Genomic DNA, 21,515 nt, shown 5'->3' with positions numbered 1-21,515 from the left:
AAAGCACGCGCCTCGCGCCTCAGAAATCCACACTCGCACTCAGCGAGAACATGCGCGGACCGCCCACCGTCAGGTAGCCCGAACCCGGGTAGCCGCCCACGGAGGCCCAGTAGTTGCGATCCGTCGCGTTGTCCACGCGCAGGCGCAGCGTGAGCAGCTTGCCCTGCACTTCGGTCATGTAGCGCACGCCCAGGTCCAGGCGGTTCCATCCGGCCACGCGCAGGGTGTTGACGTCGTTGGCGTAGCTGGCGCCGGTGTGCACCAGGCGGCCGTCCAGCGCCAGGCCGTTGATGCCCGGCACATCCCACTCCACGCCCGCCGTGGCCTGGAAGCGCGGCACGCCGATGACGCGCTTGCCGTCGGTGGTGGCGCGGCCCGTGCTTTGCTGCCTGGCGTCCAGCCAGGTGGCGCCGCCCAGCAGGCGCAGGCCGCGCATGGGTTCGCCGAAGACGTTGAATTCCACGCCCTGGTGACGGTCCTTGCCGGCCGAGGTGAACAGGTTGCCGTCGATCAGCGAGCGCGGCTTGTCGGTGGAGAAGAAGGCCAGGCCGCCGCCCAGCTTGCCGCCGTCGTACTTGACGCCCACTTCCTTTTGCTTGGTCACGTAGGGCGACATTTGCTGGCCCGCGTTGGCGATGATGGTGTCGCCCGACTTGGCCGGCGCCGTGTCGCCCTGGGCCAGTCCCTCGATGTAGTTGCCGTAAAGCGATACCTGGGGCGTGAGCTTGAACACCGCGCCCAGCACCGGGCTGGTGCGGCTCTGGTCATAGGCCGTGCGCACGCCGCCCTGGCTGGTGACCGCGCCGTTGCTGACGATGCGATAGCTCACCGAGTCGGTCTCTATGGTCTGGCGGCGCACGCCGGCCGTCACCAGCATGCGGCCGTCCATCAGCGACAGCGTGTCGCCCAAGGCAAAGCTGTTCAGGCGCGTGCCCCGGTTGTAGGCGGGGTTGGACAGGTCGTTGCCCAGGTAGTTGAGCGGCGTGATCGCGTAGTAGCGCGGGTCGTAGAGATTGGTGGCCAGCGTGTTGCTGCCCCCGCCGGTGCTCATGCCGTAGGCGTTGTAGACCTTGAGGTCGAAGGCCGAGTAGCTGGCCACGATCTCATGGCCCACGCTGCCCGTGTTCAGGCGTGCGCGCACGCCCAGCTCGCCTGTGCTCACGCGGTCCTTGCGCGCGTTGTCGAAGCGGCTGGTGGTGGCCGCGCCATTGCCGGCCGCCGCCAGCGTGATGTTGGCCAGCGAGTTGTTCTCTGAACTGCGGCGCAGGCCGTAGGCGGCCCAGGCCGTCACGTTGCTGTTGATGTCCCATTCGCCGCGCAGCGTGCCGAACAGGTCGCGCTCGTCGGAATAGGTCCAGGGCTGGGCCCAGTTGGAGGAAGCATCGGGCGCCGCAGGAATGGCGGCCAGCCCTGCGCCCGGCGTGACGTTGGTGCGCGTGCGCTTGAGGCGGTTGTCCTGCCAGCCGATGTCGCCCGACAGGCGCACATTGCGGCTGCGCCAGTCCATGCCCACGGACAACAGATCGAGCTTGGAGCTTTCCTGGTCGATGGCGGTATCGCCGCCCCGGTGCGCGGCATTGAGGCGGATGCCCGTGGCCTGGTCGGGGCCGAAGCGCCGGCTCACGTCCGCCGCCATGAAGGCCTGGCCGCCGCTGGCAATGCCCGCCGTCACGCGCGACAGCGGATCGCTGCCCGCGCGCTTGGGCAGCAGGTTGATGTTGCCGCCCAGGCCGCCGCCATTGGGGCTGGCGCCCATCAGAAAGGCCGATGCGCCGCGCAGCAGCTCCACGCGCTCGAACAGCTCGGTGGCGATGTACTGGCGCGGCAGCAACGCATACAGGCCGTTGTAGGCGACGTCGTCCGAGCCCAGCACGAAGCCGCGCACGAAGTAGGACTCCTGGAAATTGCCGAAGCCGCGCGCCACGCGCACGGAAGGATCGTTCTGCAGCACATCGCCCACGCTCTTGGCCTGGCGGTCCTGGATCAGCTCGTTGGTGTAGCTGGTGATGGAGAACGGCGTCTCCATGTTGTCGCGCGTGCCCAGAATCCCGGCCCGCCCGCCGCGCGCCACCTGGCCGCCCGCGTAGGGCTTGGACAGGCCTTCAGCCGACGCATCGGCACTGGCCTCCACGGTGACGGTGCCCAGCTCGGGTGCGGCCGTTGTCGTGGAAGGGGCAGGCTGGGCCCATGCGGCGCCAGCAGACAAAAGAAGGGCCAGGGCCCCGGCGATCGGGGTCAGCGTGTGGAGGGGGGAGTGCATGGAGAAAACGGGATGAGAATGATTCCCAATAATTTTATCGATGCGACTCCCCCGTATGGAGCTTGTAGGGAGATGTGTCTGTTTGTGCCCACATCCCTGCCAGCGCATCGCTGCCGAAGCTGCGCTTGTGCCGGCTGTGGAAACTTGCTTATCATCCGGTCGGCCCCCTGTCCCGGGGCCGGTGCGTAAGAACACCAATACACAGCGGTTGAGCCTCCCCGAAAGCGAGTTCTGTCCCTTACCGGAGCACGGAACGATGATCACCGTTTCTCACCCCTTGGTCTGCGCCCAGTTCACTGGTATCGCAGGCTTTTTCATGACCGCATTCACTTCGGCCGGTCTTTTCCATACCTTGTCACCCCTGCAACTGGGGCGCTCTTTGCTCCACTTCGCACGGAGGGCGCAGCCATGAAGCAGACCAAGGAACAGGCCAAGACCTCGGCCGCCAGGATTGAGCGGCTGACGCGAGATATCTCCGAGATCCACAAGCTGGTGGATGAGGGCTGCGCCGAGATCTCGGCCACGGCGCAGATGGCCTTGAAGTGGCTGGAGACGCCGGAGGGCTGCCAGCGGCTGGACGTGGTGGCCGAGGCCTTGAAGATGATTCGCCACAACGCCCTGTTCACGGGCGACTGCTCCAGAAGCAAGGCGATCTCGGCAGGCAGCACGTACCGCAATCTGGCCCAACGGCGGCTGCGCGAGGCCGAGAAGGCGGCCGATGAGGCGCGCGTGGCGCAGGCCGTGCGGGATTCGGCGGCTTAGCGCCGCAGCGTGCACCGGGCCAGGTGCGCGCGCCGAGGGCATCGGCGCCTGCTCAGGCGCTGGCCAGCAGCTCCCGCGAACACGCCTGCGCCTCATCCTCCCCCTGCACGAACGCAACCCGCATGCCCAGCGCCTTGCCCATGCCTTGCACGGCCAGGCGCAGGGCGGCGGGCACGGCGCGCTCGCGCGTGATGACGACCATGCCCCGGCACAGCTGGCGCATGCGTTCGCGGTTGCGCTTGAAGAACAGGGCGCGCTGCTTGCGTTCTTCGTGGCTTTCCTCGGGGTGGTCGCCGGGCAGGTGATCGGTGAGCAGCACGAAGTGCCGGCCCTGGTCGAGCAGGGATTCCAGCTGGCCTTCGGCCGATGCGTCTTCGTTGGTGCGGGCCTTCTGCGCCGCATGCTCGCGCAGGTAGACCAGGGGAAAGTGGGTGGTGTCGAGCAGCATGGCATTTCTCCTGAAAGGGGCGGGCCGTCAGTACAGGTCGTTCCTGACCGCATGGGCGTAGTGGGCGTTGGCCTGTTCCTGTTGGGCGGCATCCATGGCGGGCGCCGTGGCATCGGCCAACTGCGTGAGGGCGGCCATCATCTGGCCCACGGTGGGCAGGGCGGTGCGGTCCAGCTGGCTTGACGGGTTCCAGAGGCCGGAGCGGTGGATGGCCTTGCCGCAGTGCAGCAGCACCTCGTCGACCAGCACCACGGTGGCGGTCTTGGGCGTGCCCCTGCCTTCACTCAGCTCCTGCAGCAGATGGGGGTCGGTGGAGATGCGGCCGCGCCCGTTGATGCGCAGGAAGATGTCCAGTCCCGGGAACAGGAAGAGCATGGCCAGGCGGTCATCGGCCTGCAGGTTGCGCAGGGATTCGATGCGGTTGTTGCCGGGCCAGTCGGCAAAGGCCACGGTGCGCTCGTCCAGCACCTGCACAAAGCCGGGTGGCCCGCCGCGCGGCGAGGCATCCAGGCCGCGTTCGCCGGCCGTGGCCAGGCAAAAGAAGCTGGCCTGGCGCAGATAGGCCTCGTGGAAGTCGGACAGGCGGTCGCGCACGGCCTTCTGGATTCTTTCTGCCGGGGCGGCGTAGAGCGAGTCCAGGTCGATGGCCGGGCCTGGCGGCTCTGCAAGGGCGGTGTTGTCTGTGTGCATGGCACAAGCGTAAGAACAAAGGCGTTGGCGGCTGTAGACTGGATCGGCCAACAAATAGCTCAAAGACGCCATGCCCGATGCCATTCTTGAACTGGTCAGCCATGTGAACCGTGCCGATGGCCCCGTGCTGATCGCGGCCGTGGGCAACCAGGACGAGGAGCTGGCCTCCGAGCCGCACCGCCACGCGCGCGGCCAGCTGTTCGGCTCGCTGCGCGGGCTGCTGTCGGTGGGCGTGGAAGACGCGGTCTGGGTGGTGCCCGCCATCCATGCCGTTTGGCTGCCGCCGCACCAGCTGCATTCGGGCCGCTCCCATGGTCCCTTCCACGGCTGGAGCGTCTATGTGGCGGAGCCGGCCTGCGCCGACTTGCCGAAGCGGCCCTGCGCCATCCGCACCTCGGGCCTGCTGCGCGAGGCCGTGCTGCGCGCCGCCGGCTGGGGATGGCAGCAAGGCGTGCCCACAACGCAGCCCGTGCAACCAGGCCCTTCGGCGGACCGGGCCCGTGCCCATGTGATGGCGGTGATCCTGGACGAGATCCGCACCCTGCCCGTGGAGCCCCTGGGCCTGCCCCTGCCCGCCGACCCGCGCCTGCAGCGCATCGCCCGCGCACTGATCGCCGACCCGGCCGATGCCCGCGACCTGGAGGCCTGGGCGCGCTGGGCCGCAGTCAGCTCGCGCACGCTGAGCCGGCGCTTTGTGTCGGAGACGGGCTTCAGCTTCACCGCCTGGCGCCAGCGCGCGCGGCTGATGCGCTCGCTGGAGATGCTGGCCGCCGGTGCGCCGGTGACGAACATCGCGCTGGACCTGGGCTACGCCACGGCCAGCGCCTTCATCGGCTTGTTCCGGCGCACGTTCGGGGAGACGCCTGCGGCGTACCGGGGGAGGTTGGGGGCGAGTGCAAGTTGAGGCGGGGTCGGTGACTGGATTGCCACATGAAAGTAGGATCACTCACTTGCCTACAGGGAGCCGCCCATGCAGACCACTCAGCAAATGAGCATCACCTTGCCCAATGACATCGCCGATGCGGTCAGGGCCAAAGTGAGGGCCGGTGAGTACGCCAGCGAAAGCGAGGTGATCTGCGCGGGGTTGAAAGCGCTGATGGACAAGGATCGCGGCCTGGATAGCTGGCTGCACCTGGAGGTAGGCCCTGCTTATGACGCCTTGAGGGCTGATCCCTCCAGCACCGTCACCCTCGGCCAGTTGCGGGAGCGTCTGGCTGCCGAGCGCAGCGGCGGCAACGGCGCGTGACGCTGCCCGCGTCGCTCCTGGGTGACTTCGCCTACAACCGCTGCAACTGCGCATTCAGATACGCATCGCGCGAGGGCAGCAGGTGCTCGGCGCACAGGCGGACCAGGGCGTCGCGGTCCTGGGCGCGCAGGGCTTCGATCATCTGCCAGTGTTCCTGGCGTGCGCGCTCGCGGTAGTCGGCCGAGACCAGGGAGGCGAAGCGGATGGGGTGGGTCTGGCGCGCGTATTCGGTGATGGCCTTGTGCAGCGTGTCGTTGCCCGCCAGTGCAAACAGTTCCTGGTGAAAGGCCAGGTTGATGCGGAACACCAGGCGCGCGTTGCCTTCGGCCACGGCGGCGTCGTGCTGCTGCTGGATGGCGGTCAGGCGGTCCAGGCTTTCGGGGGGAACGGGCAGGGGGATCTTGCGCGCGGCCTCGACTTCCAGCATGCCGCGCAGCTCGTACAGTTCCTGCACTTCCTGGGTGGAGAAGGAGCGCACCAGGGCGCCCACGTTCTTGCGGCGCTCGATGAGGCCCATGCGGTCCAGCGCGGCCAGGGCCTCGCGGGCCACATGGCGCTTGACGTCGAAGCGGGCCATGAGGTCGTCCTCCACCAGGCGTTCGCGCGGGTGCAGCCGGCCGAAGACCACGTCCTCTTCCAGCGCGGCCACCATGGCGCCCAGGGCGTCCGGTGCCGGCGCGGGTTCTGCATCCAGGGAAATCGGCAATGGGGCGGCAGCGACCATCAAGACAGGCGGTTGGGACAAAGACGCCATTTTGTCCGAATTGACCGCCTGCGCCGACTATTCACGCCGGCCGGGAATGGTGCCGCGCTCGGTGGCGCAGCGCAGGAAGTCGAAGTCCACGCCCTGGTCGGCCTGGTTCACGGTGGTGAGGAAGAGCTTGCGGTAGCCGCGCTCGGCCGTGGGCACGGCCACCGGCTGCTCGCGGGCGCGGCGGGCCAGTTCCTCGTCGCCGACCTGCAGCGTCAGCTCGCGGCGCGCCACCGACAGCGTGATGCGGTCGCCATTCCTCACATGGGCCAGCGGCCCTCCCACGGCTGATTCGGGCGTGACGTGCAGCACGATGGTGCCGAAGGCCGTGCCGCTCATGCGCCCGTCGGAGATGCGCACGATGTCCTTGACGCCGGCCCGCGCCAGCTTGCGCGGGATGGGGATGTAGCCGGCCTCGGGCATGCCGGGCGCGCCCTTGGGGCCGATGTTCTTGAGCACGAGGATGTCGTCGGCCGTCACGTCCAGATCGTCGCTGTCGATGCGGTGGGCCAGGTCGGCCGCGTTCTCGAAGACCACGGCGCGGCCTTCGTGCTCCATGAGCCGGGGATGGGCGGCCGACTGCTTGATGATGGCGCCGCCCGGCGCGAGGTTGCCGCGCAGCACGGCGATGCCGCCCTGCGGGTAGATGGGGTTGGAGCGCGGGCGCACCACGTCCTGCGCAAAGCCGGGGCCGGCGCGATCGATCTCTTCGCCCAGCGTGCGGCCGGTGACGGTGAGGGCATCCAGGTTCAGCAGGGGCTTGAGCTCGCGCAGCAGCGTGGCCATGCCGCCCGCGTGGTGGAAGTCCTCCATGTAGTGATCGCCCGAGGGCTTGAGGTCCAGCAGCACGGGCGTGTCGCGGCCCATGCGGTCCAGGGCCTGCAGGTCGATGTCATAGCCCATGCGCCCCGCAATGGCGGCCAGGTGCACCAGCCCGTTGGTGGAGCCGCCGATGGCCAGCAGCACGCGCATGGCGTTTTCGAAGGCGGCGGGCGTGAGGATTTTGTCGATGGTCAGGCCCTCGCGCGCCATGCGCACGGCCTCGGTGCCGGTCTGCTCGGCAATGCGGATGCGGTCGGCCGTGACGGCGGGGGGCGAGGCGCCGCCGGGCACGGTCATGCCCAGCGCCTCGGCAATGCAGGCCATGGTGCTGGCCGTGCCCATGACCGAGCAGGTACCCACGCTGGCCACCAGCTGGTTGTTCACGTCGGCGATCTCTTCGGCGTCGATCTCTTCGGCGCGGAACTTGCCCCAGTAGCGGCGGCAGTCCGTGCAGGCGCCCACGCGCTCGCTGCGGTGCGAGCCGGTGAGCATCGACCCGGTGATCAGCTGGATGGCCGGGATGCCGGCCGAGGCCGCGCCCATCAACTGGGCCGGCACCGTCTTGTCGCAGCCGCCGATGAGCACGATGGCATCCATGGGCTGGGCGCGGATCATCTCCTCGGTGTCCATGGACATGAGGTTGCGCAGGTACATGCTGGTCGGCGCCGAGAAGCTTTCGTGCACCGAGATGGTGGGGAAGTCCATGGGCAGGCCGCCCGCCATGAGGATGCCGCGCTTGACTGCCTCGATGAGCTGGGGCGCATTGCCGTGGCAGGGGTTGTAGCTGCTGCCCGTGTTGGTGATGCCTATGACGGGCCGCTGCAGCGCCGAGTCCGTGTAGCCCGCGCCCTTGATGAAGGCCTTGCGCAGGAACAGCGAAAAGCCGCGGTCGCCGTAGTTGGTCAGGCCCTTGGAGATGCCCGTGGCCGCATCGGCGGGGGCGATGTCATGGCCTGGAGCGCCATCGGGAGTCTTGGGGTCGGTCATGGGTGGGGTGCTTTGCAGAGGGTCTTGGCGGGGTCGGAATGCAGGCGCTGCTTTGTCGTGGGGCAGGATAGCGGCGGATGCCGCGGATTATTATCGTCGTTATCACCTATATTATTAATAATATATCTGGCCAACCATGCAGCCGTGCCCGGCGTGCGTGCCGGGCATGTTTTTCCGACACAAGACAAAAGGAGGAGACACCCATGGTTGTTGCTGCATCCCGCATCCGTCGCATTCATGCGCCCAACCGGCGCGCCGCCCTGGCTGCGGCGCTGCTGGCCGCGCTGGCGCTGGGCCCAGGCCTGGCCACGCCCGCGCTGGCCGACGGCGCCTATCCGGCCCGGCCCATCAAGCTGGTCGTTCCGTACACGCCCGGGGGCGCCACCGACGTGATCGGCCGCGTGGTGGGGCAAAGGCTCTCGCTGGCGCTGGGCCAGCCCGTGGTGGTGGAGAACCGGGCCGGCGCGGCCGGCAACCTGGGCGCCGCGGCCGTGGCCAAGGAAAGGCCCGATGGCTATACGCTGCTGCTGGGCGCGCTGACCAGCCATTCCATCAACAGCGTGCTCATGCCTGCCACGGCGGGCTTCACCATGGACAAGAGCTTCGCGCCCATAGCCGTGGTGGGCCGCGTGCCGCTGGTGATCACCGTGGGGCCGTCGGTGACGTCGGCCAATCTGGCGGAGTTCATCGCGCTGGCCAAAGCGAAGCCGGGCGGGCTGAACTACGGCTCCTCGGGCAATGGCTCACCCCAGCATCTGGCGGCCGAGCTGTTCAAGCGGCAGGCCGGCGTGCCGCTGACGCATGTGCCCTACAAGGGCAGCACGCCCGCGCTCAACGATTTGATGGGCGGCCAGGTGGATGTGGTGTTCGACACCCTGCCCGCCACGCAGGGCTTCATCAAGGGCGGGCGGCTGCGCGGCCTGGCCGTGACCACGGCGCAGCGCGTGCCCTCCATTGCCGACATTCCCACCACGGCCGAGGCCGGGCTGTCGGGCTTCGAGGTGACGTCGATGTTCGGCCTGCTGGCGCCTGCGGGCACGCCCGCGCCCATCGTCGCCCGGCTCAGCGGCGCGCTCAAGGACGTGATGGGGCAGCAGGAAGTGAAGGACGCCCTGGTCGCCCAGGGCGCCATGCCCACCTTCACCACGCCTGCCGAGGCGCGTGCCCAGATCGCCGAGGAGGTGGCGCGCTGGTCCGCCGTGATCCGGCAGGCGGGCATACAGCCGGATTGAGGCTGCGCCTCAGCGTCGCCGGGCCCGCGTTTCCGGCAGAAAGGCCGTTGCCAGCCCCAGCAGCGGCAGGTAGGCCACCAGGCTGTACACCCAGACGATGCCGTGGGTGTCGGCCAGGTTGCCCATGCCGGCAGCCCCCAGGCCGCCGATGCCGAACATGAGTCCGAACATCAGCCCCGAGACCAGGCCCACGCGGCCGGGCACGGCCTCCTGGGCGTAGACCACCAGCGCCGCAAAGGCCGAGGACATGACCAGGCCGATGACGATGGACAGCACGGCCGTCCAGAACAGGTCGGCATGCGGCAGCATCAGCGCAAACGGCGCCACGCCCAGGAACGACACCCAGATCACGGCCTTGCGCCCTATGCGGTCGCCCACCGGGCCGCCCGCGAAGGTGCCCGCCGCCACGGCCGCCAGGAAGGCGAACAGGTACAGCTGCGACTGCTGCACGGGCAGGACAAAGCGCTCGATCAGATAGAAGGTGAAGTAGTTGGCAAAGGCCGCGATGTAGACGAACTTGGCGAACATCAGCACGCAGATCACGGTCACCGCGCGGATGACCTGCGAGCGGTTCAGCGCCGTCAGCGCATGCTGGCCGGCCGCCACCACCTTGGCCGGCGCGTGGTGCAGGCGCCAATGCGTGATGCGCAGCAGCACCCAGATGGCCAGCAGCGCCACCAGCATGAACCAGGCGATCGCATGCTGGCCAAACGGAATGACGATGGCCGCCACCATCAGCGGGCCGATGGCCGAACCCGTGTTGCCGCCCACCTGGAAGGTCGATTGCGCCGTGCCGAAGCGCCCGCCCGAGGCCAGCCGCGCCACGCGCGAGGCCTCGGGGTGGAAGGTGGACGAGCCCACGCCGATCAGCGACGCGGCGGCCAGCAGCATGGGGTAGCTGGTGGACAGGGCCAGCAGGCCCACGCCCACCAGCGTCACCACCATGCCCAGCGGCAGCAGGTAGGGCTTGGGATGCTTGTCGGTGTACAGGCCGATCCAGGGCTGCAGCAGCGAGGCCGTGACCTGGTAGACCAGGGAGATCCAGCCGATCTGCGCGAAGCTCAGCGAGAACTCCGTCTTGAGCATGGGATAGACGGCCGGCAGCACGGCCTGGATCAGGTCGTTGAGCAGGTGGGCAAAGGCGGCGGCGCCGACGATGCGCAGCAAAAAGCCCTGCGCGGCATGGCTGGGTGCTGGATGGGCGGGCGCCGTATGGGCATGCGTTGCAGGCGCGCCCAGCTCGCCCGGGGCGCCAAGAGTGGTGGTGTTGCTTGTCATGGAGGAAAGGGCCCCGCAGGGCGGCACGGTCAGGGTCCGGCGTTGACGAAGGTCAATGGGCCGTGGGACCGAAGATAGGCGTTTGGTGCCCGTCTGTCTCTCTCTATACTGACTTCAATTGTCGAGATCGGGACAGAGAGCCGCATAGAGCCGCATAGAACCGCACAGGATGGGAAGCCCCATGGCCGCAGAACTGCCGCGCATATACCTCAAGTACCACCAGACCGGGCGCCCCATGGCCGCCATGGAGGCCAACTGGGCGCATGGCACCAGCACGGGCTGGCACTCCCACCCGCGCGGCCAGCTGCTGTATGCGATCGAAGGCGTGATGTCCGTGCAGCTGCATTCCGGCTCCTGGCTGGTGCCGCCCAACCGGGGGCTGTGGATAGAGGCCGACGCCGAGCACGATGTGCGCATGTCGGGCGACGTGAAGATGCGCACGGCCTACATCGACGCCTCGGCCTTTGCGGACCTGCCCGCGCGCACCTGCGTGGTCAATGTGTCGCCGCTGCTGCGCGAGCTGGTGGTGGCCGCCGTCGGCGTGCCGCTGGACTATGCCGAAGGCAGCCGCGACGAGCGCCTGATGCACCTGCTGGTCGATGAACTGCGCGCCGCCGAGGTGCTGCCCCTGCACCTGCCCCTGTCCGCCGATGCGCGGCTGCGCCAGGTCTGCGAGGCCCTGATGCGCGAGCCTGCCGACACCGCCACCGCCGAACACTGGGCGCAGCGCCTGGGCGTGAGCGCCAAGACGCTGCAGCGCCTGTTCGTGAAGGAAACCGGCATGCCCTTCGCCCAGTGGCGCGAGCAGGCGCGGCTGATGTTCGCGCTGGGCCGCATTGCGGCGGGCGAGCGCATCATCGACATCGCCCTCGATTGCGGCTACGCCAGCCAGAGCGCGTTCACGGCCATGTTCAAAAGGCATTTCGGGGTGCCGCCTTCGGGCTTCCAGCGCTGAGGCACGACCGGACCAAGGTCGGGCCGGGCGGACTTGGATGCAGATCCAGATATCGATTGCGGCACAAGCATATGCCCAAAGATTCGTTCCCCCGCGCCTGCATCGTGGCGATACTGGCCGGCCGCATTCCCTTCACTGCTTGGCCTGTACCACCGTGCTACCCGACCCAGTCCCCGACAGCGCGGCCGAAGCGCAGGTCGATCGCGTCATCGATGGCCTGCTCAACGGCCTGCAATGGCGCGCCAGCGTGTTCCATGTGGGGCAGTACTGCGGGCGCTGGCGGGCCTCCACGGCGGGGCGCGCGCGGGCCAGCTTTCACCTGATTCTGGACGGGCGCTGCTGGCTGCACCTGCCGGGCCAGCCCTCGGTGGAGCTGCAGCCGCGCGACGGCGTGTTCCTCTCGCGCGACGTGCCGCATTTCATCTCGCCCTATGCCGACCCGGACATGGCCTGCGCCCCGCAGGCCATGCGCCCCGCCACTGGCGATGCCGGCATCGGAGAGACGGCGCTGGCCTGCGGCTTCTTCACCTTCGAGGGGCCCATGCGCGGCCTGCTGGTCGATGCCTTCCCCGACCACCTGGTGCTGCGCGGCGACGACCATGCGATGAGCGGCGCCTCCATGCTGTTCGACCTGATGCGCGCCGAGGCGCTGCGCACGGGCACCGAGCCCTCGGCCGTGATGGACCGGCTGGTGGGCCTGCTGTTCTTCTACGGCCTGCGCCAGCTGGCGCATGGCGATGCGCGGGCGCGCGGCATCTGGAGCCTGCTGCGCCGGCCGGGCTTTGCGCCGCTGGTGGCCGAGCTGCTGCGCGAGCCGGCCCGCAACTGGAGCGTGGCCGACATGGCCGCGCGCGTGTGCCTGTCGCGCGCCACGTTCTTTCGGCAGTTCGCCGAGGCCTGCGGCCAGCCGCCCCAGCAATTCCTGCTGCTGCTGCGCATGCAGCTGGCCGCGCGCCGCCTGGCCCAGGGCGAGGCGATAGGCCAGGTGGCCGAGGCCGTGGGCTACGAGTCCTATGCGGCTTTCTCGCGCGCCTTCAAGCGCGTGATGGGCGAGCAGCCCGGCGCCTGGCAGCGCGCGCAGGCACGCTGCTGCTGAGCCGCCATCCGGGCCCGCCGCATCCGCCTGCGGGTTGACACGTTCGGGCATAAATCCGCGACGCGGCGGCATTGATGGCAAGGGGGGCGCGGCCGATCATGAAGGCATTCCTTCATTCCTGCAAAGCACCATGGCACGCCTGACCCTGCACACCCCGCAAACCGCCCCTGAAGCCAGCCGCCCCTTCGTGGAGCGCGCCCTGGCCGGCAACGGATTCCTGCCCAACCTGATCGCCATCCTGGCCAACTCGCCCCAGGCGCTGGAGACCTATGTGACCGTGGGCCAGATCAACGCGCGCGCCCAGCTCACGCTGGCCGAGCGCGAGGTGGTGCAGATCACGGCGGCGCGCATCCATGGCTGCGACTTCTGCGTGGCCGGCCACACCAAGCTGGCCTTCAAGCAGGCCGGCCTGACCCAGGCCGAGGTGGTGGCGCTGCAGGACGGCCGCGACACGGGCCAGCCGCGCCTGGACGCCGTGCGCCGCTTTGCCGAAGCCGTGATCGCCACGCGCGGCGCCGTCGCCGACGAGGCCCTGGCCGCCTTCCATGCAGCCGGCCTGAGCGAGCAGCAGGCGCTGGAGGTGGTGCTGGGCATCAGCCTGGCCACGCTGTGCAACTTTGCCAACAGCCTGGCGCAAAGCCCCGTCAACCCACAGCTGCAGCCCTATCTGCCCGAACAGTTCCGACAACCGCAGGAGAACGCACATGCTGGCTGATTCGCTGCGGCAGTGGCTGGACGCCCATGCCGACTCCCTGGACGAAGGCCCCGCGCATGCGCACGAAGTGCTGCCCCGGCTGGCGCAGCACGGCCTGTTCGGCCTGGGCGTGCCCGTGGCCGAGGGCGGGCAGGGCGGCAGCCTGGGCGATGCGCTGGAGGCCATTGCCGGCGTGGCCGGGCATTCGCTGACGGCGGGCTTCGTGTTCTGGGCGCAGCGCGCCTTTGTCGAATACCTGCTGCAGTCGCCCAACGCGGCGCTGCGCCAGCGCTGGCTGCCGGGCCTGCTGCAGGGCACGCAGGCGGGCGCCACGGGCCTGTCCAACGCCATGAAGTACCTGGGCGGCATCGAGGCCCTGCAGGTCGAGGCCACGCCCGTCGGCACTGGCGGCGCTGTCGGCGCCGACGGCCTTGCACTGCGCGGGCGCGTGCCATGGGCCACCAACCTGGTGCCGCCGGGTCGCTTCGTGGTGGCCGTTGCCGTCTCGCGCAGCGACGGTGCAAAGCCCTTCGTGGCCGCGCTGCCCGGCGATGCGGCGGGCCTGCAGCGCAGCGCCGACCTGGACCTGATCGCGCTGCGCGGCAGCCATACGGCGGCGCTGTCCATCGAGGGGCTGCAGATCGGTCCTGCCGATGTGATCCATGCCGACGCCAACCATTTCCTGCCGCGCGTACGGCCCGCCTTCATGGGCCTGCAGCTGGGGCTGTGCATCGGCCTGGCGCGCGCCTCGCTGGCGGCGGCCTCGGCCCGTGCCGGCGCCGGGCGCGATGTGCTGGGCGGCCCGCTGCAGCAGCAGCGCCACGCGCTGGAACTGGCCACGGCCACGCTGCATGCGGGCCTGTCCGATGGGCGTTTTCTTGACCGACCTCAAGCCCTGTTCCGCCTGCGCCTGGGATTGAACGACATCGTGCAGCAGTCCCTGCAGCTGGAGCTGCACGCCAGCGGCGGGCGCGCTTATCATCGCGACCAGCCGCTGGGATTTGCGCGCCGTTGGCGCGAGGCGGCCTTCATCCCCATCGTGACGCCCAGCGTCACGCAGCTACAGGGCGCGCTGGCTGGCGCGGCCCTGGCAACCACCAGTTCATGACCCAGACGGAAGCTTTCTCCCCTGACGCTCCCGCGCCCGTGCTGCAGGCACGCGGCGCGGGCTTTGGCTATGCGCCCGGCAAGGCCGTGTTCGAGGACATCTCCCTGAGCATTGCCCCGCGCGAGATCGTCTGCCTGCTCGGCGGCAGCGGCTGCGGCAAGTCCTCGCTGCTGCGCGTGCTCGGCGGCCTGGAGTCGCCGGACGGCGGCGCCTGGAGCCGGGGCGAGCTCCAGTTCCTCGGACAGCCGCTGACCGCGCCGCACCCGCGCGCGGGCTTCGTGTTCCAGCAGCCCAGCCTGCTGCCCTGGCTGGACGCGCGGCGCAACGTGGGCTTCGGCCTGGACTTCGAGCGCCAGCCGAAGCTGGAGGCCGATGCCCGCCGCCAGCGCGTGGAGCAGGCGCTACAGGCCGTGGGCCTGGGCGGCAGCGGCGCGCTCTATCCCTCGCAGCTGTCGGGCGGCATGGCCCAGCGCGTGGCCCTGGCGCGCGCCCTGGCGCGCGAGCCGCAGCTGCTGCTGGCCGACGAGCCGTTCTCGGCCCTGGACGCCATCACGCGCGCCGAGATGCAGGAGCTGATGGTGGACGTGGTCCACCGCTGGCACACGGCGGCGCTGCTGGTCACGCATGACATCGACGAGGCCATCCTCGTGGGCGACCGCATCCTGCTGATGGGCGGGCGGCCCGGCCACATCGTGCGCGAATGGCGCGTGGACATAGCGCGCCCGCGCGAGGACCAGGCCGCCGCCGTGACCGCGCTGCGGCTGGACATCCTCTCGGCCCTGCACGGCGTGCGCCATGCGGCCCAGGCCTGATCCGGCTCGCCTGCCTGCCCGCCTGCCGATCCGCCTGCAGATCCGCCATTTCTTCGACTTCAACCATGCTCTTCTGAAAGGTCTTTCGCATGAGCTTCCAGGACCACCCTTCCTACACCCACATCTGCGCCTCGTCGGACTGCGGCTGCGGCCTCACGCGGCGCGACATGCTGCGCCTGGGCGCGCTGGCCACGGCCTCCGTGGCCGCGCCGCTGCTGGCCGCAGGCGATGCGCGCGCCCAGGCCTTCAAGGGCGATGACCAGCCCGTGAAGATCGGCTACCTGCCCATCACCGACGCCACGCCGCTGCTGGTGGCCCACGGCAACGGCCTGTTCGAGGCCGAAGGCCTCAAGGCCGAGGCGCCGCGCCTGTTCCGCTCCTGGGCCCAGATCGTCGAGGCCTTCGTCTCGGGCCAGGTCAACGTCATCCATCTGCTCACGCCCTCCACGCTGTGGGTGCGCTACGGCGCCAAGTTCCCCGCCAAGATCGTGGCCTGGAACCACGTCAACGGCTCGGGCCTGACCGTGCTGCCCGAGATCCAGAAGGTGCAGGACCTGGGCGGCAAGACCGTGGCGATCCCGTTCTGGTACTCCATCCACAACATCCTGCTGCAGGACGTGCTGCGCAAGGCCGGCCTCACGGCCGTGACGCGGGCGCGCGGCGGCGCCATCGCGGCCAACGAGGTCAACCTCGTCGTGCTGGCACCGGCCGAAATGGTCTCGGCACTGGCCGGCAAGTCGATTGCGGGCTTCATCGTGGCCGAGCCCTTCAATGCCGCCGCCGAGATCGCGGGCGTGGGCAAGATGCTGCGCTTCTCGGGCGATGTCTGGAAGGACCACGCCTGCTGCGTCACCTTCCTGGCCGAGCGCGATATCGCCGACAAGCCCGAATGGGCCCAGCGCGTGACCAATGCCGTGGTCAAGGCCCAGCTGTGGACACGCGACAACCGCCTGGCCGCCGCGCGCCTGCTGTCGAGCACGGGCGAGCGCCGCTACACGCCGCATCCGCAGCAGACGCTGTCCAAGGTGCTGGCCGCCACCGACTACGCCAGCTACGAGGCCAGCGGCGTGGTCGTCAACAAGGGCTGGCACCAGCGGCGCATCGACTTCCAGCCCTATCCCTATCCCTCGTACACCGAGCAGCTGGTGCGCGCCATCAAGGCCACCAAGGTCGAGGGCGACACGCGCTTCCTCGACAAGCTGGAGCCCAGGTTTGCGGCCACCGACCTGGTGGACGACCGCTTCGTGCGCAAGGCCATCCAGGCCGTGGGCGGCCCGCAGGTCTTCGGCATTCCGGCCGATTTCTCGCGCCGCGAAACCATCGTGGTGTGAGCCAGGTGTTGCGACGTATTGGATTGCCGCTGCTGGGCGCGGCCCTGGTCCTGGCCCTGTGGTGGGTGGGCGGCGCGCTGCTGGCGCGCAGCACGCCCGTGGCTGCGGCCTTCGCGCCCTGGCCGTCGCTGCAGGCGCTGGGCCAGCTGCTGACGGGCGCCGACATCTGGATGCACACCCTGCTGAGCCTGCAGCGCGTGGCCGTGGGCCTGCTGCTGGCCTTCGTGGTCGGCGTGCCGCTGGGCGTGCTGGTGGGTCTGTCGCGTGGGTTCTCGCAGGCGTTCTCGCCCGTGTTCCAGTTCCTGCGCATGATCTCGCCGCTGTCGTGGATGCCCATTGCCGTGATGGTGCTGGGCGTGGGCGACGCGCCCGTGTACTTCCTGCTGGCCTTCGCCGCCGTCTGGCCCATCTTGCTGAGCACGGCGGCCGGCGTGGCCCAGCTGGACCGCAACTGGCTGCTGCTGGCGCGCAGCCTGTCGGCCACGCGCACCGAGACCGTGCTGCGCGTGGTGCTGCCCGGCATCACGGCCCAGATCCTCACGGGCGTGCGCCTGGCCATCGGCATCATCTGGATCGTGCTGGTGCCCGCAGAAATGCTGGGCGTATCGGCCGGCCTGGGCTACTTCATCCTCGACACGCGCGACCGCCTGGCGTATTCGGAGCTGATGGCCGCCGTGGTGCTGATCGGCGCCCTGGGCTATGCGCTGGACCATGCGGCGCGGTGGTTGCACCAGCGCTGGATGCATTCGGCCTGAGGCCTGCGGGCAGGCGGCGGCATCAGGTGCTGCATCAGGTGCCGTGCACGCGGCGCAGCCGCAGTCCTGCCCATCCCGTCAGCACGGCGCACAGCAGCACTCCCCAGGGGCCCAGCGCGGGCACGGGGGTGGCTGTGGCCGGGGCTGCGGGCTCCACGGTCTGGGTCCATGCGCCGCTGTCCGCGGCGAGATAGTTCGCATCGCCGCCGTACCGGGCCACGATGGCATGCGGGCCGGCCACCGTCAGTTGGGTGGTGGCGATGATGGCCCTGGCATTGGACAAACCCGCCGTGCCCAGCGATAGGCCGCCAGCCATGATTTCGACCGTTCCCGTGGGGACGGCGGCGGTGCCCAGGGAGACATCGGGTGCGACCACCACGGAGAAGGACAGCGACTGCCCGGAGCGCGAGGGATTGGCGCTGGAGGTCAGCGTGACACGGGAGGGGCCCTGTCCCACCGCCGCCATCTGCACCGCCTGCGGAGCCGCGTCATGGTCCACATCGCCGAGCTGGCTGGCGTTGATCGTGCATGTCCCTGCGGCCTGGAAGCGGATGGTGCTGCCGGAGGCGCTGCAGATCGCCGCGGTCAATGCATCCACGGCGAACATGACGGGGTTTCCCGAGGCGCCTCCGACGGCGGCCACGTCATAGGTATCCCCCACCCGTGCGCCGGCCGGTGGTGCCGTGGTGAAGGTGATGGCCTGCGGCGCTTTGGCGATGGCACCTGCCGCCGCCGGGCAACTGGTATCGCTGGCCGGCCAGTAGCGGTTGCCCGTCCCCGTGAACGTTTCGCCGCCACAGTTGTTGCCGGGCGCGTTGTTCGTGATCTGGTTGCCGTGGAGTGTGCGGGGGCGGGTGAGCGTGAACGAGACGCCGGCACCCGAGCCCGGAGACACCAGCACGTTGCCGGTGACGGTGCTGTCGGTCATGGTGGTCGGCACCCCGCTGCGCAGGCCCCCGCCCAGCGTGCGGGCCGTGTTGCCGGACAGGCGGCTGCGCTCCACCGTCAGCGAGCCGCTGCCCGTGCTGTAGATGGCCCCGCCCTGTCCCCCTGCCTGGTTGCCGCTGAACGCACTGTCCACGATGGTCACCGTGCTGTCGCGGCTGTACAGTCCCCCGCCGTTGATGCCGGCCGTGCTGTCCTGCACCACGCTGCGCTCCAGGCGCAGGGTGACGCCGTTGTCCAGGTAGATGGCGCCGCCGTCTTCACCGGCGGCGGTCTGCCCGCCGCGCAGTGTCAGGCCGCGCAGCGTGAGCTGGACACCGCTGCCCTGGGCCGACACCAGGCGGGAGGCATTGCCCCCATCGAGCGCCACCCGCTGGTCCCCGTCGATCGTGATGTCCGAGGTGGTGAAGTTGAGGTCGATGGAATGGCCTGCCAATGCAATGGCGGTGAGGCTGCCTGCCGGAAAGACGGCCGGGTCGAACACGATGGTGTCCGCGCCATTGCCCGATACGCATGCGCCGTTGCCCCAACTGCCGTCATCCATCTGGGCACTGGTCAATGCCTCATTCAGACTGCAGTCCGCTGCACCGGGCGTGTTGTCCGTGGTATTGACCACGATGGTCGCGGCCTGGCCATTGAGTGCCAGCAGGCTGCACAGCGCGCCAGGCACTGCCAGAAGCCGGAGGCGTCGAAGGGGTCTGTGAAGAAAAGCGTACACGGTTCCTCCCGTTGCGCTGCGTGTCCCGGGCAGACCCGCGCGCTGTTGTTGCGGACCGCGTGACCTTAGCTTTCTGCGAAGATCGTGAAAATGTGCCGACGGCACATCGCAGGCCTGAAAATGCGGCCTCAGCCGGCCCACCTATCGCCAGCACCTCGAGCACGCCATTGGATTTCGCGACATGACCCTGTCAACGCAGCAACTGGGGCAACTCAATCAGGCCATCCTCGCGGTGCACGGCGCGCCCGATCTGCACGCGCTGGCCACGCATTTGCTGCACGCGCTGCGCCTGGTGGTGCCGGGTGACATTCGGGTGGTGGATTTCTCCGGCATTGCGGAAGTCCGTGGCTACACGGCCTACGATCCGGTGCGGGCCATTTCCTCCGAAGTCAACGCTGCGGTGCACCGGCATCTGGCCGACAACCCCTTGTATCGGCAGCGCCAGACGCAGGCCGCCAGCATTTCCGACCTGCTGACTCGCGGGCAATGGCAGAGGACGGCGCTCTATGCCCAGGCCTACTCCCAGGTGGGCCAGCAGGACGGACTCGCGCTGGACGTGGAACTGGGCCACGGCGCGATGCTGACCCTCAATGTCACACGCGCCTCGCGCGGCTACACCGCGGCGGAGCGCATGGCGCTGACCTTGCTGGGGCCGCATGCGCAGGCGCAGTGGCGGCGCCTGAGCCAGCAGCAGCGAATCAGCCAGGCGGCATGGCAGGCGCTCTCACCGGGCTCGCCGGCTGCCGACGTGCTGAGCCCGCGCGAACGTGAAGTGCTGCAATGGGTCGCCAACGGCAACACCAACGCAGAAATCGCCACCATGCTGGAGTTGCGTGCAGGCACGGTGAAGCGGCACCTGGAAAACATCTACCGCAAGCTGGGAGCCGCCAATCGGCAAGATGCCTTGTCGAGGATGCGCAGGCCGGATTTCTAGCGCGTGTCGCGCGCGCTTGTGCGAACCCGAGCGGGCGCCGTGCGCCGGGCCCAGCCCTTCGAGAAGCAGGGAAACCGGCCCTATGGCAAGACGCTCAGGTAAGCAATGCCAAACCGCTGGGCCAGCGCGTGCAGGCGCCTGTCTCGCGACCACAGGCTGGCACCTGAAGACATGAGTGCCGAGGCCAGGAGCGTGATGTCCACCAGACCGCAGCCCAGACCAAAGAGTTGCTCGCGCTCTATCAAGGCCAGCACTTCGCGCATGCTGGCCTGCCGGGCAGGCTTGAGCCGCTGAAGGTCCGCGAGCGTGCGTGCGCGTGCCGGTGGCGTGCCGCAAGCCAGTTCACCCAGCACCAGGGGATGCATGAGCGCCATGTCTTGCTGCAGCAACTGCGCCAGGTGAGGATTGCCCTGCCTGAAGTGATCGATCCAGACCGAGGTATCGACCAGAACGGGATTCATGGCTCGATGCCCTGTGGGCGACGGGGAATCTCCCGCATGTCCGGTGCGGAGCCTCCCAGCGCGGCCAGACGCTTGGCCGCCTGCACTCTCACGAAAGTCTTGATGGCTTCGCGAAACAGGTCGGCCTTGTCCATTTCTGGCTCCGCCAGCTCCAGCGCTTCCTCGTACAAGGCGTCGTCGATGGTGACCGTGGTTCTCATGGCAGGCCTCATTGCATCAATGTTGAAGCAAGTTTGCATCCAATAGTGCATCCCTGCAAGTGAGCCGCGCGGGATGGCACCGGCTTTGCCTGCATGGTGTTTTTAGTCTATTGGTTGTACCATGCAACCAAATTGCGAAGGAACATCGCCATGGACATGCAGCAGCGTCAGTTGGAACTGGCCGGCCCCCTGCCGGCCCTTGCACCATCGGGGCGGCTCCGGGGGCGTGTCTGCCTGGTGGTGGGTGCCACCAGCGGGATAGGCCGGGCCACCGCCCTGCGCATGGCCGAGGAGGGCGCCGCCGCCGTGGTGGTCACGGGGCGCCGCCGTGAGCTGGGCCTAGAGCTGGAGCAGGAAATCCGGCAGCGGGGGGCAGACGGCCTTTTCCTGGCCTGCGATGCAACGCGACAGGAGGACATGGCGGCGGTGGTGGAGCAGGCCGTGGAGCGCTTCGGGCGGCTGGACGCGGCCTTCAACAATGCGGGCTTCCAGGAGCGGCGCGCCGCGCTGGCCGAGCAGGATGACGCGGTCTTCTCCCAGGTCTTCGACACGAATGTGCGTGCGGTCTTCCACGCCATGCGCCATGAACTGGCGGCCATGCTGGCCGCGGGCGGTGGCACCATCGTGAACAACACCAGCGTCAGCGGCATACGCAATCCCAACCCGGGCCTGTCGCTGTACGGCGCCTCCAAGGCGGCGGCCCTGTCGCTGACCCGCGCCGCCGCCATGGAGTACGCGCCGCGCGGCATCCGCATCAATGCCGTTGCCCCTGGCCGCGTGGTCACGGACATGATGCTGGGCTCGGGCATTGCCGACATGCATGCCGTGGCGGCGGGCCTGCCGCTGCGGCGCATGGGCCATCCGCAGGAGGTGGCCACGGCCGTCGTCTGGCTGATGTCGGACGAGGCGGCCTTTGTGGTCGGGCACTGCCTGGCGACCGATGGGGGTTTCCTGGCCGGATGAGCCTGCCCGGGGCAAGTCCGTTGCGCGAAGTGAGCACTACCGGGTTTGATATGATGACTGTATAAAG

The 21,515-nt window shown here is 69.0% G+C and carries 22 protein-coding genes; 13 read left to right on the top strand and 9 right to left on the bottom strand.

Annotated elements, in window-relative coordinates; all coding sequences use genetic code 11:
* Positions 1–19: 19 nt before the first annotated feature.
* Entirely contained in the window at positions 20–2,260 is a 2,241-nt protein-coding gene (locus tag ACF8LI_RS23790; RefSeq protein WP_392414391.1) for a TonB-dependent receptor, read from the bottom strand.
* A gap of 408 nt (positions 2,261–2,668) precedes the next feature.
* Between ACF8LI_RS23790 and ACF8LI_RS23785 the strand changes: the two genes are divergently transcribed.
* Positions 2,669–3,022 carry a hypothetical protein gene (locus ACF8LI_RS23785; RefSeq protein WP_392414390.1) on the top strand — a complete coding sequence of 118 codons (354 nt, stop codon included), beginning with the start codon at positions 2,669–2,671 and terminating at the stop codon, positions 3,020–3,022.
* A gap of 52 nt (positions 3,023–3,074) precedes the next feature.
* Here the strand turns inward: ACF8LI_RS23785 and ACF8LI_RS23780 are convergent, their stop codons facing one another.
* Complete coding sequence (locus ACF8LI_RS23780) at positions 3,075–3,470, bottom strand: hypothetical protein (protein ID WP_392414389.1); 396 nt, start codon at positions 3,468–3,470, stop codon at positions 3,075–3,077.
* A 27-nt stretch (positions 3,471–3,497) separates the two neighbouring features.
* The gene (locus tag ACF8LI_RS23775) at positions 3,498–4,160 is read right to left on the bottom strand and encodes an MSMEG_1061 family FMN-dependent PPOX-type flavoprotein (RefSeq protein ID WP_392414388.1); all 663 of its coding nucleotides are present in this window, start codon (positions 4,158–4,160) and stop codon (positions 3,498–3,500) included.
* A gap of 70 nt (positions 4,161–4,230) precedes the next feature.
* Here ACF8LI_RS23775 and ACF8LI_RS23770 point away from each other — a divergent pair, with 70 nt between their 5' ends.
* Both ACF8LI_RS23770 and ACF8LI_RS23765 read left to right on the top strand, forming a co-directional pair.
* Positions 4,231–5,064, top strand: coding sequence for an AraC family transcriptional regulator (locus ACF8LI_RS23770; protein ID WP_392414387.1), 834 nt, complete (start codon positions 4,231–4,233; stop codon positions 5,062–5,064).
* 66 nt (positions 5,065–5,130) lie between these two features.
* Entirely contained in the window at positions 5,131–5,406 is a 276-nt protein-coding gene (locus tag ACF8LI_RS23765) for a type II toxin-antitoxin system ParD family antitoxin (protein WP_047327871.1), read from the top strand.
* Positions 5,407–5,437: 31 nt separating this feature from the next.
* Here ACF8LI_RS23765 and ACF8LI_RS23760 read toward each other — a convergent pair whose 3' ends face one another.
* Complete coding sequence (locus ACF8LI_RS23760; protein WP_392414386.1) at positions 5,438–6,130, bottom strand: GntR family transcriptional regulator; 693 nt, start codon at positions 6,128–6,130, stop codon at positions 5,438–5,440.
* A gap of 57 nt (positions 6,131–6,187) precedes the next feature.
* The gene (locus ACF8LI_RS23755; protein WP_392414385.1) at positions 6,188–7,966 is read right to left on the bottom strand and encodes an IlvD/Edd family dehydratase; all 1,779 of its coding nucleotides are present in this window, start codon (positions 7,964–7,966) and stop codon (positions 6,188–6,190) included.
* 203 nt (positions 7,967–8,169) lie between these two features.
* On the opposite strand from ACF8LI_RS23755, the gene ACF8LI_RS23750 reads away from it, so the two are divergent.
* Positions 8,170–9,198 carry a Bug family tripartite tricarboxylate transporter substrate binding protein gene (locus ACF8LI_RS23750; RefSeq protein ID WP_392414384.1) on the top strand — a complete coding sequence of 343 codons (1,029 nt, stop codon included), beginning with the start codon at positions 8,170–8,172 and terminating at the stop codon, positions 9,196–9,198.
* A 9-nt stretch (positions 9,199–9,207) separates the two neighbouring features.
* On the opposite strand, the gene ACF8LI_RS23745 is transcribed toward ACF8LI_RS23750, so the two are convergent.
* On the bottom strand, positions 9,208–10,476 hold the full coding sequence (locus tag ACF8LI_RS23745; RefSeq protein ID WP_392414382.1) for an MFS transporter: 1,269 nt from the start codon (positions 10,474–10,476) through the stop codon (positions 9,208–9,210).
* 181 nt (positions 10,477–10,657) lie between these two features.
* Between ACF8LI_RS23745 and ACF8LI_RS23740 the strand changes: the two genes are divergently transcribed.
* The 7 genes from ACF8LI_RS23740 to ACF8LI_RS23710 all read left to right on the top strand — a co-directional run bounded on the left by ACF8LI_RS23740 (position 10,658) and on the right by ACF8LI_RS23710 (position 17,227).
* The gene (locus tag ACF8LI_RS23740) at positions 10,658–11,431 is read left to right on the top strand and encodes a helix-turn-helix domain-containing protein (RefSeq protein WP_013800531.1); all 774 of its coding nucleotides are present in this window, start codon (positions 10,658–10,660) and stop codon (positions 11,429–11,431) included.
* Positions 11,432–11,585: 154 nt separating this feature from the next.
* Positions 11,586–12,527 (top strand): AraC family transcriptional regulator, encoded by a 942-nt coding sequence (locus tag ACF8LI_RS23735; RefSeq protein ID WP_016448374.1) that lies wholly within the window; start codon positions 11,586–11,588, stop codon positions 12,525–12,527.
* 130 nt (positions 12,528–12,657) lie between these two features.
* Positions 12,658–13,242, top strand: a complete 585-nt coding sequence (locus tag ACF8LI_RS23730) for a carboxymuconolactone decarboxylase family protein (RefSeq protein WP_016448373.1) — start codon at positions 12,658–12,660, stop codon at positions 13,240–13,242.
* A complete protein-coding gene (locus ACF8LI_RS23725; protein WP_392414381.1) occupies positions 13,232–14,329 on the top strand; it encodes an acyl-CoA dehydrogenase family protein in 1,098 nt (365 codons plus the stop codon). Before ACF8LI_RS23730 ends, ACF8LI_RS23725 begins: the two co-directional genes overlap by 11 nt.
* Positions 14,326–15,141 (top strand): ABC transporter ATP-binding protein, encoded by an 816-nt coding sequence (locus ACF8LI_RS23720; RefSeq protein WP_016452685.1) that lies wholly within the window; start codon positions 14,326–14,328, stop codon positions 15,139–15,141. The genes ACF8LI_RS23725 and ACF8LI_RS23720 overlap by 4 nt, the downstream gene beginning before the upstream one ends.
* Before the next feature lie 89 nt (positions 15,142–15,230).
* Positions 15,231–16,472, top strand: a complete 1,242-nt coding sequence (locus tag ACF8LI_RS23715; RefSeq protein WP_016448371.1) for an ABC transporter substrate-binding protein — start codon at positions 15,231–15,233, stop codon at positions 16,470–16,472.
* Positions 16,469–17,227 (top strand): ABC transporter permease, encoded by a 759-nt coding sequence (locus ACF8LI_RS23710; protein WP_016448370.1) that lies wholly within the window; start codon positions 16,469–16,471, stop codon positions 17,225–17,227. Before ACF8LI_RS23715 ends, ACF8LI_RS23710 begins: the two co-directional genes overlap by 4 nt.
* Positions 17,228–17,261: 34 nt before the next feature.
* Here the strand turns inward: ACF8LI_RS23710 and ACF8LI_RS23705 are convergent, their stop codons facing one another.
* Entirely contained in the window at positions 17,262–18,842 is a 1,581-nt protein-coding gene (locus ACF8LI_RS23705; protein ID WP_392414380.1) for an Ig-like domain repeat protein, read from the bottom strand.
* Positions 18,843–19,071: 229 nt separating this feature from the next.
* Here ACF8LI_RS23705 and ACF8LI_RS23700 point away from each other — a divergent pair, with 229 nt between their 5' ends.
* The gene (locus ACF8LI_RS23700) at positions 19,072–19,824 is read left to right on the top strand and encodes a helix-turn-helix transcriptional regulator (RefSeq protein ID WP_043790986.1); all 753 of its coding nucleotides are present in this window, start codon (positions 19,072–19,074) and stop codon (positions 19,822–19,824) included.
* An 80-nt stretch (positions 19,825–19,904) separates the two neighbouring features.
* On the opposite strand, the gene ACF8LI_RS23695 is transcribed toward ACF8LI_RS23700, so the two are convergent.
* Complete coding sequence (locus ACF8LI_RS23695) at positions 19,905–20,285, bottom strand: type II toxin-antitoxin system VapC family toxin (protein WP_392414379.1); 381 nt, start codon at positions 20,283–20,285, stop codon at positions 19,905–19,907.
* Complete coding sequence (locus ACF8LI_RS23690) at positions 20,282–20,485, bottom strand: type II toxin-antitoxin system VapB family antitoxin (protein ID WP_016448366.1); 204 nt, start codon at positions 20,483–20,485, stop codon at positions 20,282–20,284. Before ACF8LI_RS23690 ends, ACF8LI_RS23695 begins: the two co-directional genes overlap by 4 nt.
* Before the next feature lie 150 nt (positions 20,486–20,635).
* Here ACF8LI_RS23690 and ACF8LI_RS23685 point away from each other — a divergent pair, with 150 nt between their 5' ends.
* A complete protein-coding gene (locus ACF8LI_RS23685) occupies positions 20,636–21,448 on the top strand; it encodes an SDR family NAD(P)-dependent oxidoreductase (protein ID WP_392414378.1) in 813 nt (270 codons plus the stop codon).
* The last annotated feature ends 67 nt before the right edge of the window (positions 21,449–21,515 follow it).

The organism is Delftia sp. WSY_12 (genome assembly GCF_043104645.1).
GTDB classification, from domain to species: domain Bacteria; phylum Pseudomonadota; class Gammaproteobacteria; order Burkholderiales; family Burkholderiaceae_C; genus Comamonas; species Comamonas tsuruhatensis.
Note: the sequence above shows the minus strand (reverse complement) of the source record. Positions and strands in the feature narration are given on the sequence as shown.